Raw genomic sequence first — 13,640 nt, 5'->3', positions numbered from 1 at the left:
GGCGACACTTTCGCGAAGCGCCGGCCATGCCCCAGACAGATTTCTCTTCCGACCTCCAAGCCATCGGCAGCATTGACGCTGTGCCGGTGATCCTGAGTATGGTCAAGCACATCACCGGCATGCGCTTCGCCGCCGTAGCGCGGGTCACCGAGAGCAAGTGGATCGCTTGCGCCGTGGATGATTCGATTGACTTCGGCCTGTTGCCCGGCGGCGAACTGGTGCTCGAATCGACGATTTGTCATGAGATCCGTCAGCACCATCAGCCGGTGATCTTCGGCCATGCCAGCCAGCACCCGGTTTTCTCCACGCACCACACGCCGAAAACCTATGGTCTGGAAAGCTACATTTCGATTCCGATCATCAAGGCCGATGGCGAGTTTTTCGGCACACTCTGCGCCATTGATTCGGTTCCGGCGAACCTCGACGACCCGGCCATCGAAAAGACCCTCACCCTCTTCGCCCAGCTGATTGCGATGAGCCTGGATACCCAAGGCCATTTGCACGCGACCAAAACCGCGCTGGCTGATGCCAACGAAATGGGCCGTCTGCGCGAGCAATTCATCGCGGTGCTGGGCCATGACTTGCGTACGCCGCTCAGCGCCATTCGCATGAGTGCCGATCTGCTGCAAAGCAAAGCCGAAGACAAGCGCTCGCATACGCTGCTATCGGCGATCCGTACCAGTTCGGTGCGCATGGGCGTGCTGATCGAAAACATCCTCGACTTCGCCCGGGGTCGGCTCGGCAGTGGCATCCCGGTGCAGCGCAAACTGGTCGATGACTTGCAGCAAACGCTGCGCCAGACCCTGGAAGAAATCCAGGTGGCGTACCCGCAGGCGAAGTTTATTGATTCGCTTGAGGTACCGACCGGGGTCTATTGCGACCCGCTGCGGATCAGTCAGTTGTTGTCGAATCTGCTGGGCAACGCGGTGACCCACGGTTCTACGGCCGAACCGATCGTGCTCAAGGCGTTTGCCGAGGGCGACGAGATGGTGATTTCGCTGACCAACCAGGGCGCGCCGATTCCACCCGCGCTGATGCCGCTGCTGTTTGAACCGTTCTCACGTTCCGAAGCCGGTCAGCGCAACGAAGGGCTGGGGCTGGGCTTGTACATTGCCGGGCAAATTGCCAATGCGCACAACGGCACCTTGACCGTGACGTCCGACAGCGAGGCAGGCACCTGTTTCGTGGCGCGCTTCCCTGCCCGCTTCAAGTGGGTCTGAGCGCTGCTCTAAATATTCAGTGGCGTCTGCGGCGTGTCCGGGTTGAGCTGGCGGCGACGAAACTGCCCCGGTGGCTGGCCATGAATCTGGCGAAAACGCCGAGAGAAATAGGCCTCATCAGCAAATCCACACAGCCGCGCGACCTCGCCCACCGAGCGCGTGCTGTTGAGGAGGAAATTGCGCGCCGCGTGCATGCGCCGCTCCAGCACCAGCTCGGTGAACGTCTTGCCGATCTCCTTGCGCAGCCAGTGCGTCAGGTAAGTCGGTGACAGATAGGTCGCAGCGGCGACTTTGATCAGGTTGAGATCAGGATCGGCGATGTTCTTCCGCAAGTACTCGAACATTCGGCTCAAGGCGTCGCGACGGCTGTTCTCGGCGGCATTCTCTTCCGCCAGGCGCTTGAGCGGCTCGGCGTAAAGAAAACACACGCTGCCGATCATCTGCAGCAACAAGCCCTTGAGCATTTCCCGTGTGCCGAACTGACGGTTCTCATCAAGGCTGCGCATCTGCTCGATCAGGCCGCAGACCTGAGCGAAATCCTCATCGCCCAAAATGAAATCCAGATGCTCCTGAAAGCGGAACGGCGACAGTTCAGGCGCGAGCAGGATTGACACCTCTTCCAGATCCATCGGGTCGCACTGTAGATGCGGCAAGAGGAACGTCTGGGAAAAATTGATGACGATGAAATTGCTGTCTGCGGGATGCGGAATCACATGCACCCGATGAGGCAGGATGAACGCCAGAGTGTTGCGCGGGAACGGCCGCTGCACGCTGCCGATGTGCTGCACGGTGTCGCCACCGAGGTTGATCTGGATTTGAAAATACTCATGCCGGTGAGGCGCGGTTTCGGCGCGCCGACCCTTTTTGTCGCGAATGTAGAAATCGGTCAATTCGCTGCGTTGCTGCATGACGTAGGTCGGGATACGGCTGGGTGAAGACATGGGCGGGAGGTCCTCCGGGCAGTGAGGTGGCGCCCGTCATCTTGCAGGGTTGTGCGGTGGGCGGCAACGAGTCATACGATGACGTTGTCTTTTTTGAAAAAAGCCTCGCTATGAGCCTGTCCAAAAACCGCATTACTGTGAAAATACAGATAGTCGTTGTTTTTCAGACGCTTGAGATTTAAACCTGATCTTTATTCTCAAGACAAATCGTATTTATCTTTTTGGACACGTTCGCCAAACCCACTTTTTTCAAGAAAAAACGTTCTAACCCATCGGTTGATTTAGAACCGTTGTACGACCACTGTAATGACCAACGCAGCCCAACCTCTTTCAAAAACAATCAAAGGTGCGCACGTCATGATCCTGCTATTTCCCCTCGCCGCCCCGCCCGACCTCCCCTTGAAATCAGTCGCAGAAAGACGTTCCTGAACGTCTGAAAACCGCGCTGCAACCCGTTCGATTGCCTTGCCCCACACGTTGCGGGCAACGGCATCGGCTGCTCGAAAAATCTCGACTCTTCTAACAATAACGAGGTCTCCGCATGTCCAACTCCCATCCTTCCAGTGCCACGGTGCCGCCGGTGATTGCCGGCGCACGCGATGCTGTTTCGGCGCAGCGTCTGCCTACCCGGCGGCGCTGGTTCATGCTGTCGTTGCTGCTGATTGCGACGATCATCAATTACATCGACCGGGTGAACATCTCGATCGCCGCGCCGTTCATGGCCAAGGATTTGGGCCTGGACAAGATCGAGATGGGCCTGATCTTCTCCGCGTTCGCCTGGACCTATGCCTTGGCGCTGGTGCCGGCCGGCTTCATCGCTGATCGATTTGGCTCGCGTTTCACCTACGGCGTATCGCTGATCAGTTGGTCGACCGTCACCGTTTGCCAAGGTTTCGCCACGGGATTTGCCTCGCTGTTTGGCCTGCGCCTGGCGGTCGGCGCCATGGAAGCCCCGGCTTTCCCGGCCAACAGCCGCGCCGTGACGGTGTGGTTCCCGGCGCGGGAACGTGGGATGGCCAGCAGCATTTACGTGTGCGGTCAGTACCTCGGCACGGCGCTGTTCACCGGCGCGCTGCTGTGGCTGGCGACCACCTTCGACTGGCGCCACGTGTTCTACAGCACCGGCGCACTCGGCATCGTCTTCGGTGTGCTGTGGCTGTACCTGTATCGCGATCCGCTGAACTGCAAGAAAGTCAGCCAGGAAGAATTGAAGTACATCGAAACCGGCGGCGGCCTGGTCAAGAGCAGCCAGGAACGCACCCGCTTCAACTGGCGGCAGATCGCCGAGCTGTTCAGCTACCGGCAGATCTGGGCGATCTGCATCGGCAAATTCGCCAGCACCTCGGCGCTGTACTTCTTCCTCACCTGGTTCCCGACCTACCTGATCGAAGAACGCAAACTGACCATGATCAAGGCCGGGATCTTCGCCGTGCTGCCCTTCGTCGGTGCCACGGTGGGGATTCTGCTGGCCGGCATCGTTTCCGACCTGCTGATCCGTCGCGGCTACTCGATGTCCTTTGCGCGCAAGTTGCCGCTGGTGGTTGGCTCGATGCTGGGCATGTCGATCGTGCTGGTGAATTTCACCGATTCCAACCTGATCTGCATCGCCGTGCTGACCATCGCCTTCTTCGCCCAGGGCATCGCGTCCTCATCGTGGGCGGCGGTATCGGAAGTGGCGCCAAAAGAGCTGATCGGCCTCACCGGCGGCATTACCAGCCTGGCGGCGAACATCGGCGGCATCGTCACGCCGATCGTGATCGGCGCCATCGTCCACGCCACCGGCACCTTCGCCTATGCCTTCTGGTTTATTGGCGGCGTCGCGCTGATCGGCACGCTCTCCTATTCGTTGTTGCTCGGACGTCTGTACCGCATCGAGCTGAAGGTGCGCTGAGGCGAAAAGCCCGGATTTGTCCAAACGCAGGCGGCTTTCGTCCAACTTCGCCGACGCCAGCCGCCGTACGCTGCCCTTTCAAACAGGATGACCCGCAGGATGAACATGACCGAATACGTCTTTACCCCGGATCTGCCCGTGACCTTGCCGGTCCTCGGCACCGAGCAGCGCTTCCCCGTCGGCCGGGTGTTCTGTGTCGGCCGCAACTACCCATGGCCGGACTCTCAAGGCCAGTCGCGCCAGCCGCCGGTGTTTTTCATGAAACCGGCAAGCTGCGTGGTCGATGCCGTCGGCGACGTCGCCTTCCCCTCAGTGTGCGAGGACTTCGTTCACGAAATCGAACTGGTCGTGGCCATCGGTGAAGGCGGCGCCCATATCCCTGAAGATCAGGCTCTGGCCTACGTCTGGGGCTACGCTGCCGGCCTCGACCTGACCCGCCGCGATGTTCAACGCGCAGCCAAGAGCAACGGCTTGCCGTGGGAAGGCGCCAAGGTGTTCGACGGCGCCGCGCCGATGACTGCCGTTGTCCCGGTGAGCCGCTGCGGCCATCCCGAGGGTGAGTTGTGGCTGAACGTCAACGGCGAAGAACGCCAGCGCGACAACCTCGACAGCCAGATCTGGTCGGTCAGCGAAGTGATCGCCCGCATCTCGCAATCCGTGGCCCTGCGCGCCGGCGACCTGATCATGACCGGCAGCCCCGCCGGCGTTGACAGTCTGCAACCCGGCGATGTGATCAGCGCTGGCATCGACGGCATCGGCCACCTGGAAATGCGCGTCGGCCCACGGCCCTGATCCTGCGGATTAAGAAAAAAGGAGAACAACAATATGACGACCTCTTTGAAAGTCGCGCTGGTGACCGGCGCCGGCAGTGGCATCGGCCGCGCCGTGGCACTCGGCCTGATGGCCGACGGCTTTACCCTTGTGCTCGCCGGACGCCGGCCCGAGCCCTTGCAAGCGCTGGTCGAACTGGCGCAGAGCCAGGGTCACCCAGCGCTGGCGGTACCCACCGACGTGCGTGATCCGGCCAGTGTCGACGTGCTGTTCGCGACCATTGCCGAGGTCTACGGGCGCCTCGATGTGGTCTTCAACAACGCCGGCGTCAACGCCCCCGCCGTGCCGCTGGACGAGCTGACCTTCGAGCAGTGGCGCAACGTGATCGACACCAACCTCAACGGTGTCTTTCTCTGCGCTCGCGGCGCGTTTGGGCTGATGCGCAAACAACAGCCGCAGGGCGGACGAATCATCAACAACGGCTCGATTTCCGCACACACGCCGCGCCCGTTCAGCAGCGCCTACACCGCGAGCAAACACGCCGTGCTCGGCCTGACCAAATCCCTGGCGCTGGACGGCCGTGAATTCAACATTGCCTGCAGCCAGATCGACATCGGCAATGCCCTGACGGAAATGTCGGTGCGCATGACCAAAGGCGTACGCCAGGCCAACGGCAGCATCGCCGTCGAACCGATGGTCGACGTCAAACACGTCGCCGATGCGGTGCGCTACATCGCCGCTTTGCCGCTGTCGGCCAACGTCCTGAACATGACCGTCATGGCCAGCGCCATGCCGTTTGCCGGCCGCGGTTGAGCCGGCCTTTTTATTGCGTAACGAGGTAGCCATGAAGCCAGAAATCCTGCAACTGAGCCCGATCCTGATCCCGGCAATCAACGCGCGTCTGGACGAACTGTTCACCGTACGCCGCTACTACCAGCAAGCGGACAAACCCGCCTACATAAACGAACACGGCGCCAACATCCGTGGCGTCATCACCGGCGGCCACACCGGCATCAGCCAGGCGCTGATGGCGCAACTGCCGAACCTGGAAGTCGTCGCGGTCAACGGCGTCGGCACCGACGCCGTCGATCTGGCCTACGCCCGCGACCGCGGCATCCGCGTCACCGCCACCATCGGCGCCCTCACCGAAGACGTCGCCGACCTCGCCATCGGCCTGCTCATCTCGGTCTGTCGCGGTTTGTGCACCAGCGACCGCTACGTGCGCTCCGGCCAATGGCCACAAAGCCCGACCCCACTCGCCCCGCTGCCCTTGGCCCGACAAGTCTCCGGCATGCGCATCGGCATCGTCGGCATGGGCCGCGTCGGCCGCGCCATCGCCACCCGCGCCGCCGCCTTCGGCTGCCCGATCAGCTACACCGACCTGCAACCGATGAGCGACGTCCCCCACACCTTCGTCGCCGACCTCAAACAACTCGCCCGCGACAGCGACGCCCTGATCCTCGCCGCCGCGGCGGACAAGGGCGAAGCGATCATCGACGCGCAAGTGCTGCAAGCGCTGGGCAAGGACGGTTATCTGATCAACGTCGCCCGGGGCAAACTGGTGAATGAGGCGGATCTGGTGGCCGCGCTTGCGGCTGGCGAGATTGCCGGGGCTGGGCTGGATGTGTTTGTCGATGAACCGAATGTGCCGGAAGCGTTGTTTGGTAATGAACACGTGGTGCTGCAACCGCATCGGGCCAGCGCCACGCTTCAGACACGCACGCGGATGGGGGAAATGGTTGTGGCGAGTCTGGTAGATACGTTTGCGGGGAAAGTGCCGGTTGGGTGTGTGACGGGGTGAATGGTTGTTTGGGATAGGCTGCAGATTGCGTTGAGTCAGTGAAACCCAGCCCCCTCACCCCAGCCCTCTCCCCCCAGGGGGCGAGGGGGAAAGGGAGCCGATCTTCGTTGAATTCAAGAACGAGCTCGACGCAGAGTCTCAGGTCGGCGCATCTTCGACAAACACCTCGACCAAGTCCCCGGTACATACAACCCCGGGGGGCGAGGGGGAAGGGAGCCGATCTTCGTTGAATTCAAGAACGAGCTCGACGCAGAGTCTCAGGTCGGCGCATCTTCAACAAACACCTCGACCAAGTCCCCGGTACATACAACCCCGGGGGGCGAGGGGGAAGGGAGCCGATCTTCGTTGAATTCAAGAACGAGCTCGACGCAGAGTCTCAGGTCGGCGCATCTTCAACAAACACCTCGACCAAGTCCCCGGTACATACAACCCCGGGGGGCGAGGGGGAAGGGAGCCGATCTTCGTTGAATTCAAGAACGAGCTCGACGCAGAGTCTCAGGTCGGCGCATCTTCAACAAACACCTCGACCAAGTCCCCTCTCCCTCTGGGAGAGGGTTAGGGTGAGGGCCGTCCCTGGAGAAACCGGATCGCAAGACAAAACAACACTCCCCAATCATCATCGTGTTGCCTGATACACAGCCATCGCGAGCAGGCTCGCTCTTACAGTTTGATTGCGTGCATTCACTGAGAAAACGGTCGGCTGTCAGGCCGCCTTCGCGAGCAGGCTAGCTCACACAGAAAAGCAAAAGCAGACCCCATCGCTTTTCACCACTCAATACAATGAGCGCAAGCTCGAGTGGCTCTTGATCTGGAGCCCGTCGGCAGGCTGAGTGGAGGGATTGATCCGGGCGTGGGAGCGCAGCGACCGTACGACGCAGTCGTACACAGCGGAAGGAGGTGCAGCGAAGCAAACCGTAGCCGCTGCGCCAGGATCAGTCCCGCAGCGAAGGAACCCCGAGCCTAAGCGAGCGGGCCGAACGTCAGGGCGCAGCCTTTTGGTTACTTTTTGCTGGGCCGGCATTCCGGCGTTTGAAAAAGTGACCCGCTGTAAGAGCGGAACCGTAATCAGCCACACCCGCAGAAACGGATATACACCCAAAACCCGAAGAGCATGGTCGGCCCAAAGGCCGCCAAGTCCAAAAAAAAACCCCACAACCGAAAACCAGTGTGGGGCGAAAAAATTGGTTGGTTGCGGCCAACCAAAGGAGCTCTGTCTAAACCCGTCAAGCACTCAGATCAAATACACTCCTGAGCCGCCCGCTCAAAACTCGAAGGCAACAAATTCGACGCCAGCAAATGCCGCTCATAAATGAACACCTTGCCGCCCTTCCCCGCCTTGTACGCCTCCAGCACGTTGTCCGCCGCCACCTTGCTCGGCACCACAATCCGATAACTGCGCTGACTCTGCGAAACCGTCGGATTCAACGCACTGCCCTGCAACTTCGGCACCACGCACTCGGCGTACTGCGCCGGCGTCTTGCTGGTCTGCAAGGTCAGGGTCGGATCGTTCGGCGCCGAAGCGCAACCGGCGAGCATCAGAGAAAAGAAAGCCATGGCTGGTACGAATAAGGGACGCATCGAGGTAAATCCTGAAAATAAAGGTTCGGTTCAACCGGCAACGGTTCGACTTCACGGGATCGCCGCTGCCATTCAATTTTTTGGAGAATCAGCTCGACGCCACCAGGGCCTTGAGCGACACATCGAATTGCTTCAGCGCATTGAGTTGCAGATCACGCTGCTGATTGATCTGTGCCGCGATCTGCGGCGCCGCCCGGTCATGCACCCAGACCGAAGGCAGCTCCTGCTCGATTGCCCCCTCGGCCTTGCCGATGTATTGCAGGTCGGCGTCGTAGAACCGTGCAGAGAAGCGCGCCTCGACCAGACTGTTGCGCTGGGTCAGCAAGCGATTGAAGGTATCGAGCTTGACCACCACATCCGGATGGGCCTGAACCAGCGCATCCAGATTGTCGTAAACGGTCACCGAGACGAACTGTCGCTGCAGCGAACTCACCAGCCAGTCGAGGGCCAGTTCTGGGTCGGAGCTGCCGACAAAGGCGTCGCGGATTCGCGAGTCCAGTGCGTCTTTGGCGCCGTTCAGCGCCATGTCGTGGTAGCGCTCCAGATATTGCAGGTTCTGCAGTGTGTTTTCGCTCAACAACACACCCACGGTCTGCGTGTGCTGCAAGGCCGATGCGCTGGCGGCGATGGGTTGCAGGTGACACGACCGGGAGTCGTCTGCGTAAGCCGGTGCGGTAACTACCCCGCCCATCAGCAGGGCGATCATTGCCAGTCGAGTCAGAATGTTCATCGCGCAATTTCCTTGAGCTGCGTCTTCGATGGAGGCGATTTTCCGCCGATCGCCGGCAAAGCAGAACTTGCGTTTCTTGATGGTCACTATTACTTCCAGCAATAGTTGCGCGTCGCGCAGACTGATGCACACTGAGCACATTCAAGAAAAATGATGAGGGTCTCGCCTTGAGAACGTTTGATCTGATCCGTGACGCCGTGCTGCCCGAATATCGCGACCGAGTAGCCGAATACCTGGTGCAATACGAAAGCGTCCTGCTGGACAAAACCACCCGCGATGCGCAATTGATCCGCGATACCGCCCAGCAACTGCGCGGTTACCTGCGCGGGCTCAACACCACGCGGGTGCTGGGCATGGCCTATTGGGAAGAGCTCGATCGCCGCGTGGTAGACACCTGGCTAAGCCCGCAAGAGTGACCGCTGAAGCGCCAGTGGTCTGCCCGGCAACACGCCCCCTGCGAAAAACCTGACCAAACGCTTACAATCGCAGGCCTATTGCCATACAGACAGGCCTGCCCGGAAATGCCGCTCGACCCGCCAACGATGCTGACCATCACGATCGCCCTCGCAGCCGCTGCCGCGCTGTACCTGGCGGTCGAGTGGCGCAGCATCCGTGAGCCTTCGCTACTGTTCTGGAGCGCCGGTTTCGCCACCATCACCATCGGTTCCACCCTCGCGCTGCTGCGCAGCAGCGGTTTTCTGCTGCTGGGCATCTGGTTCGCCAACGGCCTGCTGGTGACCGCGCATTTCTTTTTCCTGCTCGGTGTGGCGCGCTTCACCCAGACCCGACTATCGCCGGCGTGGTACCTGATTTTCGCAACCTGGCTGATCATGTTGACGTTGCCGGACGGGCCGCTGTGGTCCAAGGCCATGCTGGTAGCCAACTCGCTGCTGGTGGCGATCCCGACACTCAAGGCCAGTTCGCTGCTGCGCCCGCACGGCAAGTCGTTGAGCGTGGGCGCGGTGCAATTGCGTTATGTGCTGCTCGGCCATGGCATCTTTTATGTGGCCAAGGCCCTGACCGTGGTGATCCCCGGCACACTGATCGATCTGGCGGCATTTCGCGGCGAGATCATTCAGATCTCGCTGGTCGAAGGCGCGATGGCGATCATGTTGATCGCCCTGTCGATGACCGGCACCGAGCGTTATCGCCGGGAAAAGCAGATCGCCCGCCTCGCCGAGCGCGATCCGCTCACGGCCCTCTACAACCGCCGCGCCTTGGAAAAGCGTACGCCACGCCTGCTGGCCGGCGTTTCCGCGCAAAAACCAGGGGCGCTGCTGTTGATCGATATCGACAACTTCAAACTGGTCAACGATCAGTATGGGCATATCGCCGGCGACCGCTTGCTGATTGCCTTGAGCGAAATGATCCGTGCCCAGCTTCCGGCCAATGCGTTGACGGCGCGGCTGGGTGGCGATGAGTTTCTGATGCTGCTCAACAACGCGTCAGCCGAAGCTATCCTTGAACTGGGCAACGCCTTGCGCGAACAGTTTCTGGCCTTGGCGTCGCACACCTATCCCACGTCCGCTGCGGTGACCTTGAGCATCGGCGCCACCCTGTTCGACAAACCGCCGGCCAGTCTCGCGGCGCTGATCGAACTTGGCGATGCCGCGCTCTATGAGTCCAAACGCGGCGGCCGCAACCGCTTGCGCCTGTCCGGCCTCGCCACTCCAGGATGACCCCAGCCATGTCCAGCCACGCCACCCCGCTGCAAGACCTCGCCGCCCCCGAAGGCGTTTGTTACGGCTGCGGCGGCCGCAATCCGCAAGGCCTGCACGTGAAAAGTCGGTGGGATGAGGACGGCAACCACGTCATCGCCGAGCATCTGCCCGAAGCTCAATATTGCGGCTGGCCGGATCTGGTTTACGGCGGGCTGATTGCCATGCTCGTCGACTGTCACTCCAACTGGACCGCCATGGCCTGGCACTACCGCGCAGAAAACCGCGAAGCCGGCAGTCTGCCGCGCATCGACTGCGTCACCGGTAACCTTGGGATCAAATTCATCAAACCCACACCGATGGGCGTGCCGCTGCTCTTGCGCGCGCGAGTCGAAGGTGAAGTCGGGCGCAAGACCCGGGTGATTTGCGAGGTGTATGCCGGGGAAGTGCTCACGGCGGTGGGTGATTCGGTGTTTGTGCGGGTGGATACGGGGCAGTTGGCGGATGCAGCGCATGGCCGCAAAAGCCAAAGCCCCTCACCCTAGCCCTCTCCCAAAGGGAGAGGGAACTGACCGAGGTGCTTGGTGCAGATACGCCGACCTGGGAAACCGAGCCGAACTCAAATCTTGAAAAAACCCCCACCCTAGCCCTCTCCCAGAGGGAGAGGGAACTGACCGAGGTGCTTGGTGGAAATACGCCGACCTGGGAAACCGAGTCGAACACAAATTCTGAAAAGCTTGAAAATCGGCTCCCTCTCCCTCGGGAGAGGGCTGGGGTGAGGGGCTGCGGTTCAAGCCACGCAGCCACACTCAAGCCGAAAGCGAAACGTTCTGAGCCAGCTCTTCAACGCGACAAAGCCACCACACCAGCCCGCGCCGCGTGCAGCTTTTTATAGCTTTCGATCAAGCGCAAATGCCGATCCAGCCCTTCCAGCTTCATGCTCGTTGGCGTCAAACCGTAAAAACGCACACTGCCATTCACCGACCCAATCGCCGCATCCATACGCTCGTCACCAAACATCCGGCGGAAATTGGCTTCGTAATCCTCAAGCTCGAGATCCTCGTCCAGCTCCATCTCCAGCACCACATTCACTGCCTGATAGAACAAGCCGCGCTCTACGGTGTTGTCGTTGTATTGCAGGAACGCCTCAACCAGATCCTTGGCCTCGTCAAACTTCTGCAGTGCGAGGTAGATCAGCAGGCGCAGTTCCAGAATCGTCAGCTTGCCCCACGGCGTGTTGTCATCGAACTCAATGCCGATCAGCGTGGTGATATCGGTGTAGTCATCCTGCTCGCTGCGTTCCAGGCCTTGGACCAGATTGCGCAGGCCAACCTTGCTGAGGTTGTGCAGATTGAGGATGTCGGCACGGAATTGCAGGGCTTTGTTGGTGTTGTCCCAGATCAGGTCTTCGATCGGGTAGATCTCCGAGTAGTCCGGCACGAGGATGCGGCAGGCTTTGGCGCCGATGTGCTCGTAGACCGCCATGTAGACTTCCTTGCCCATGTCTTCGAGGATGCCGAACAGGGTCGCGGCTTCTTCGGCGTTGGAGTTTTTGCCTTGGCCTGAGAAGTCCCATTCGACGAATTCGAAATCTGGCTTGGCACTGAAGAAGCGCCACGACACCACACCGCTGGAATCGATGAAGTGCTCGACAAAGTTGTTCGGTTCGGTCACTGCCTGCCCCGAGAACGTCGGCTGCGGCAAGTCATTGAGGCCTTCGAAGCTGCGGCCCTGGAGCAGTTCGGTCAGGCTGCGTTCCAGCGCGACTTCCAGGCTCGGGTGCGCGCCGAACGAGGCGAAGACGCCGCCAGTGCGCGGATTCATCAGGGTCACGCACATCACCGGGAATTCACCGCCCAGCGAGGCGTCCTTGACCAGCACAGGGAAACCCTGCTCTTCAAGGCCTTTGATGCCGGCGAGGATGCTCGGGTATTTCTCCAGCACGTGCTGCGGCACATCCGGCAGGGCCATTTCGCCTTCGAGAATCTCGCGTTTGACCGCGCGTTCGAAAATCTCCGACAGGCACTGCACCTGCGCTTCGGCCAAGGTGTTGCCGGCACTCATGCCGTTGCTCAGGTAGAGGTTTTCGATCAGGTTCGACGGGAAGTACACCACTTCACCGTCCGACTGGCGCACGAACGGCAGCGAGCAGATGCCGCGCTGAGTGTTGCCGGAGTTGGTGTCGTAAAGGTGCGAGCCACGCAGTTCGCCGTCGCGGTTGTAAATGCCGAGGGTGTAGTCGTCGAGAATTTCGCTTGGCAATTCGTCTTTCGGACCCGGCTTGAACCACTTCTCGTCCGGATAATGGACGAATTCGGCATTGGCGATGTCTTCGCCCCAGAACTGGTCGTTATAGAAGAAGTTGCAATTGAGGCGCTCGATGAACTCGCCCAGCGCCGACGCCAGTGCGCCTTCCTTGGTCGCGCCCTTGCCGTTGGTGAAGCACATCGGCGAATGCGCGTCGCGAATGTGCAGCGACCAGACGTTGGGCACGATGTTGCGCCACGAGGCGATTTCGATCTTCATGCCGAGGTCGGCGAGGATCTTCGACATGTTGGCAATGGTCTGTTCCAGCGGCAGGTCCTTGCCGGCGATGTAGGTGCCTGCCTGGGAATCGGACTGCGGCATCAACAAGGCCTGGGCATCGGCGTCGAGGTTGTCGACTTCTTCGATGATGAACTCGGGGCCGGTCTGCACCACTTTCTTCACGGTGCAACGGTCGATGGAACGCAGGATGCCCTGGCGATCCTTGTCCGAAATATCGGCGGGCAATTCGACCTGGATCTTGAAGATCTGGTTGTAGCGGTTTTCCGGGTCGACGATGTTGTTCTGCGACAGGCGAATGTTCTCTGTCGGAATATTGCGGGTGTCGCAGTACAGCTTGACGAAGTAAGCCGCGCACAAGGCCGACGACGCCAGGAAGTAGTCGAACGGCCCCGGTGCCGAACCATCACCCTTGTAGCGAATTGGCTGATCGGCGATCACCGTGAAGTCGTCGAACTTGGCTTCAAGTCGAAGGTTGTCGAGAAAGTTGACCTTGATTTCCATGC

12 protein-coding genes are annotated in these 13,640 nt (G+C 60.4%); 8 read left to right on the top strand and 4 right to left on the bottom strand.

The annotated features are described in order from the left end of the window. The first annotated feature begins 26 nt into the window (after positions 1–26). A complete protein-coding gene (locus tag ACZ9BE_RS09540) occupies positions 27–1,220 on the top strand; it encodes a GAF domain-containing sensor histidine kinase (protein ID WP_476249302.1) in 1,194 nt (397 codons plus the stop codon). A gap of 8 nt (positions 1,221–1,228) precedes the next feature. Here the strand turns inward: ACZ9BE_RS09540 and ACZ9BE_RS09535 are convergent, their stop codons facing one another. Further along, positions 1,229–2,161: a helix-turn-helix transcriptional regulator gene (locus tag ACZ9BE_RS09535; RefSeq protein ID WP_150742602.1), complete on the bottom strand. Its 933-nt coding sequence runs from the start codon at positions 2,159–2,161 to the stop codon at positions 1,229–1,231. Positions 2,162–2,702: 541 nt separating this feature from the next. On the opposite strand from ACZ9BE_RS09535, the gene ACZ9BE_RS09530 reads away from it, so the two are divergent. From ACZ9BE_RS09530 to ACZ9BE_RS09515, 4 genes are all read left to right on the top strand, one after another. Beyond that, entirely contained in the window at positions 2,703–4,052 is a 1,350-nt protein-coding gene (locus ACZ9BE_RS09530; RefSeq protein WP_336352813.1) for an MFS transporter, read from the top strand. Positions 4,053–4,151: 99 nt separating this feature from the next. Beyond that, a complete protein-coding gene (locus ACZ9BE_RS09525; protein WP_095179706.1) occupies positions 4,152–4,844 on the top strand; it encodes a fumarylacetoacetate hydrolase family protein in 693 nt (230 codons plus the stop codon). A gap of 33 nt (positions 4,845–4,877) precedes the next feature. Then, positions 4,878–5,636, top strand: a complete 759-nt coding sequence (locus tag ACZ9BE_RS09520; protein ID WP_252885878.1) for an SDR family oxidoreductase — start codon at positions 4,878–4,880, stop codon at positions 5,634–5,636. Positions 5,637–5,667: 31 nt separating this feature from the next. After that, positions 5,668–6,624, top strand: coding sequence for a 2-hydroxyacid dehydrogenase (locus ACZ9BE_RS09515; protein WP_476249301.1), 957 nt, complete (start codon positions 5,668–5,670; stop codon positions 6,622–6,624). A gap of 1,236 nt (positions 6,625–7,860) precedes the next feature. Here the strand turns inward: ACZ9BE_RS09515 and ACZ9BE_RS09510 are convergent. Then, positions 7,861–8,202 carry a YajG family lipoprotein gene (locus ACZ9BE_RS09510; RefSeq protein ID WP_252885876.1) on the bottom strand — a complete coding sequence of 114 codons (342 nt, stop codon included), beginning with the start codon at positions 8,200–8,202 and terminating at the stop codon, positions 7,861–7,863. 88 nt (positions 8,203–8,290) lie between these two features. Further along, the gene (locus ACZ9BE_RS09505; RefSeq protein WP_476250132.1) at positions 8,291–8,932 is read right to left on the bottom strand and encodes an ATPase; all 642 of its coding nucleotides are present in this window, start codon (positions 8,930–8,932) and stop codon (positions 8,291–8,293) included. Positions 8,933–9,099: 167 nt separating this feature from the next. On the opposite strand from ACZ9BE_RS09505, the gene ACZ9BE_RS09500 reads away from it, so the two are divergent. The 3 genes from ACZ9BE_RS09500 (at position 9,100) to ACZ9BE_RS09490 (ending at position 11,135) form a co-directional block, all read left to right on the top strand. Next, positions 9,100–9,348, top strand: coding sequence for a hypothetical protein (locus ACZ9BE_RS09500; protein WP_041480432.1), 249 nt, complete (start codon positions 9,100–9,102; stop codon positions 9,346–9,348). 105 nt (positions 9,349–9,453) lie between these two features. Then, positions 9,454–10,611, top strand: a complete 1,158-nt coding sequence (locus ACZ9BE_RS09495; RefSeq protein ID WP_130901283.1) for a GGDEF domain-containing protein — start codon at positions 9,454–9,456, stop codon at positions 10,609–10,611. 8 nt (positions 10,612–10,619) lie between these two features. Further along, positions 10,620–11,135: a PaaI family thioesterase gene (locus ACZ9BE_RS09490; protein ID WP_476249300.1), complete on the top strand. Its 516-nt coding sequence runs from the start codon at positions 10,620–10,622 to the stop codon at positions 11,133–11,135. Between the two features lie 298 nt (positions 11,136–11,433). Here the strand turns inward: ACZ9BE_RS09490 and ACZ9BE_RS09485 are convergent, their stop codons facing one another. Beyond that, positions 11,434–13,638, bottom strand: coding sequence for an OsmC domain/YcaO domain-containing protein (locus ACZ9BE_RS09485; protein WP_476249299.1), 2,205 nt, complete (start codon positions 13,636–13,638; stop codon positions 11,434–11,436). Between the last annotated feature and the right edge of the window lie 2 nt (positions 13,639–13,640).

The sequence above is a fragment of the Pseudomonas sp. TE9122 genome, from assembly GCF_056278925.1.
The sequence above is the reverse complement of the archived record's forward strand: the minus strand, read 5'-3'. Positions and strand labels throughout refer to the sequence as shown.

Coding starts and splice junctions, on each gene's coding strand:
- ACZ9BE_RS09540 (WP_476249302.1), top strand. CDS start 27: ATGCCCCAGACAGATTTCTCTTCCGACCTCCAAGCCATCGGCAGCATT.
- ACZ9BE_RS09535 (WP_150742602.1), bottom strand. CDS start 2,161: ATGTCTTCACCCAGCCGTATCCCGACCTACGTCATGCAGCAACGCAGC.
- ACZ9BE_RS09530 (WP_336352813.1), top strand. CDS start 2,703: ATGTCCAACTCCCATCCTTCCAGTGCCACGGTGCCGCCGGTGATTGCC.
- ACZ9BE_RS09525 (WP_095179706.1), top strand. CDS start 4,152: ATGAACATGACCGAATACGTCTTTACCCCGGATCTGCCCGTGACCTTG.
- ACZ9BE_RS09520 (WP_252885878.1), top strand. CDS start 4,878: ATGACGACCTCTTTGAAAGTCGCGCTGGTGACCGGCGCCGGCAGTGGC.
- ACZ9BE_RS09515 (WP_476249301.1), top strand. CDS start 5,668: ATGAAGCCAGAAATCCTGCAACTGAGCCCGATCCTGATCCCGGCAATC.
- ACZ9BE_RS09510 (WP_252885876.1), bottom strand. CDS start 8,202: ATGCGTCCCTTATTCGTACCAGCCATGGCTTTCTTTTCTCTGATGCTC.
- ACZ9BE_RS09505 (WP_476250132.1), bottom strand. CDS start 8,932: ATGAACATTCTGACTCGACTGGCAATGATCGCCCTGCTGATGGGCGGG.
- ACZ9BE_RS09495 (WP_130901283.1), top strand. CDS start 9,454: ATGCCGCTCGACCCGCCAACGATGCTGACCATCACGATCGCCCTCGCA.
- ACZ9BE_RS09490 (WP_476249300.1), top strand. CDS start 10,620: ATGTCCAGCCACGCCACCCCGCTGCAAGACCTCGCCGCCCCCGAAGGC.
- ACZ9BE_RS09485 (WP_476249299.1), bottom strand. CDS start 13,638: ATGGAAATCAAGGTCAACTTTCTCGACAACCTTCGACTTGAAGCCAAG.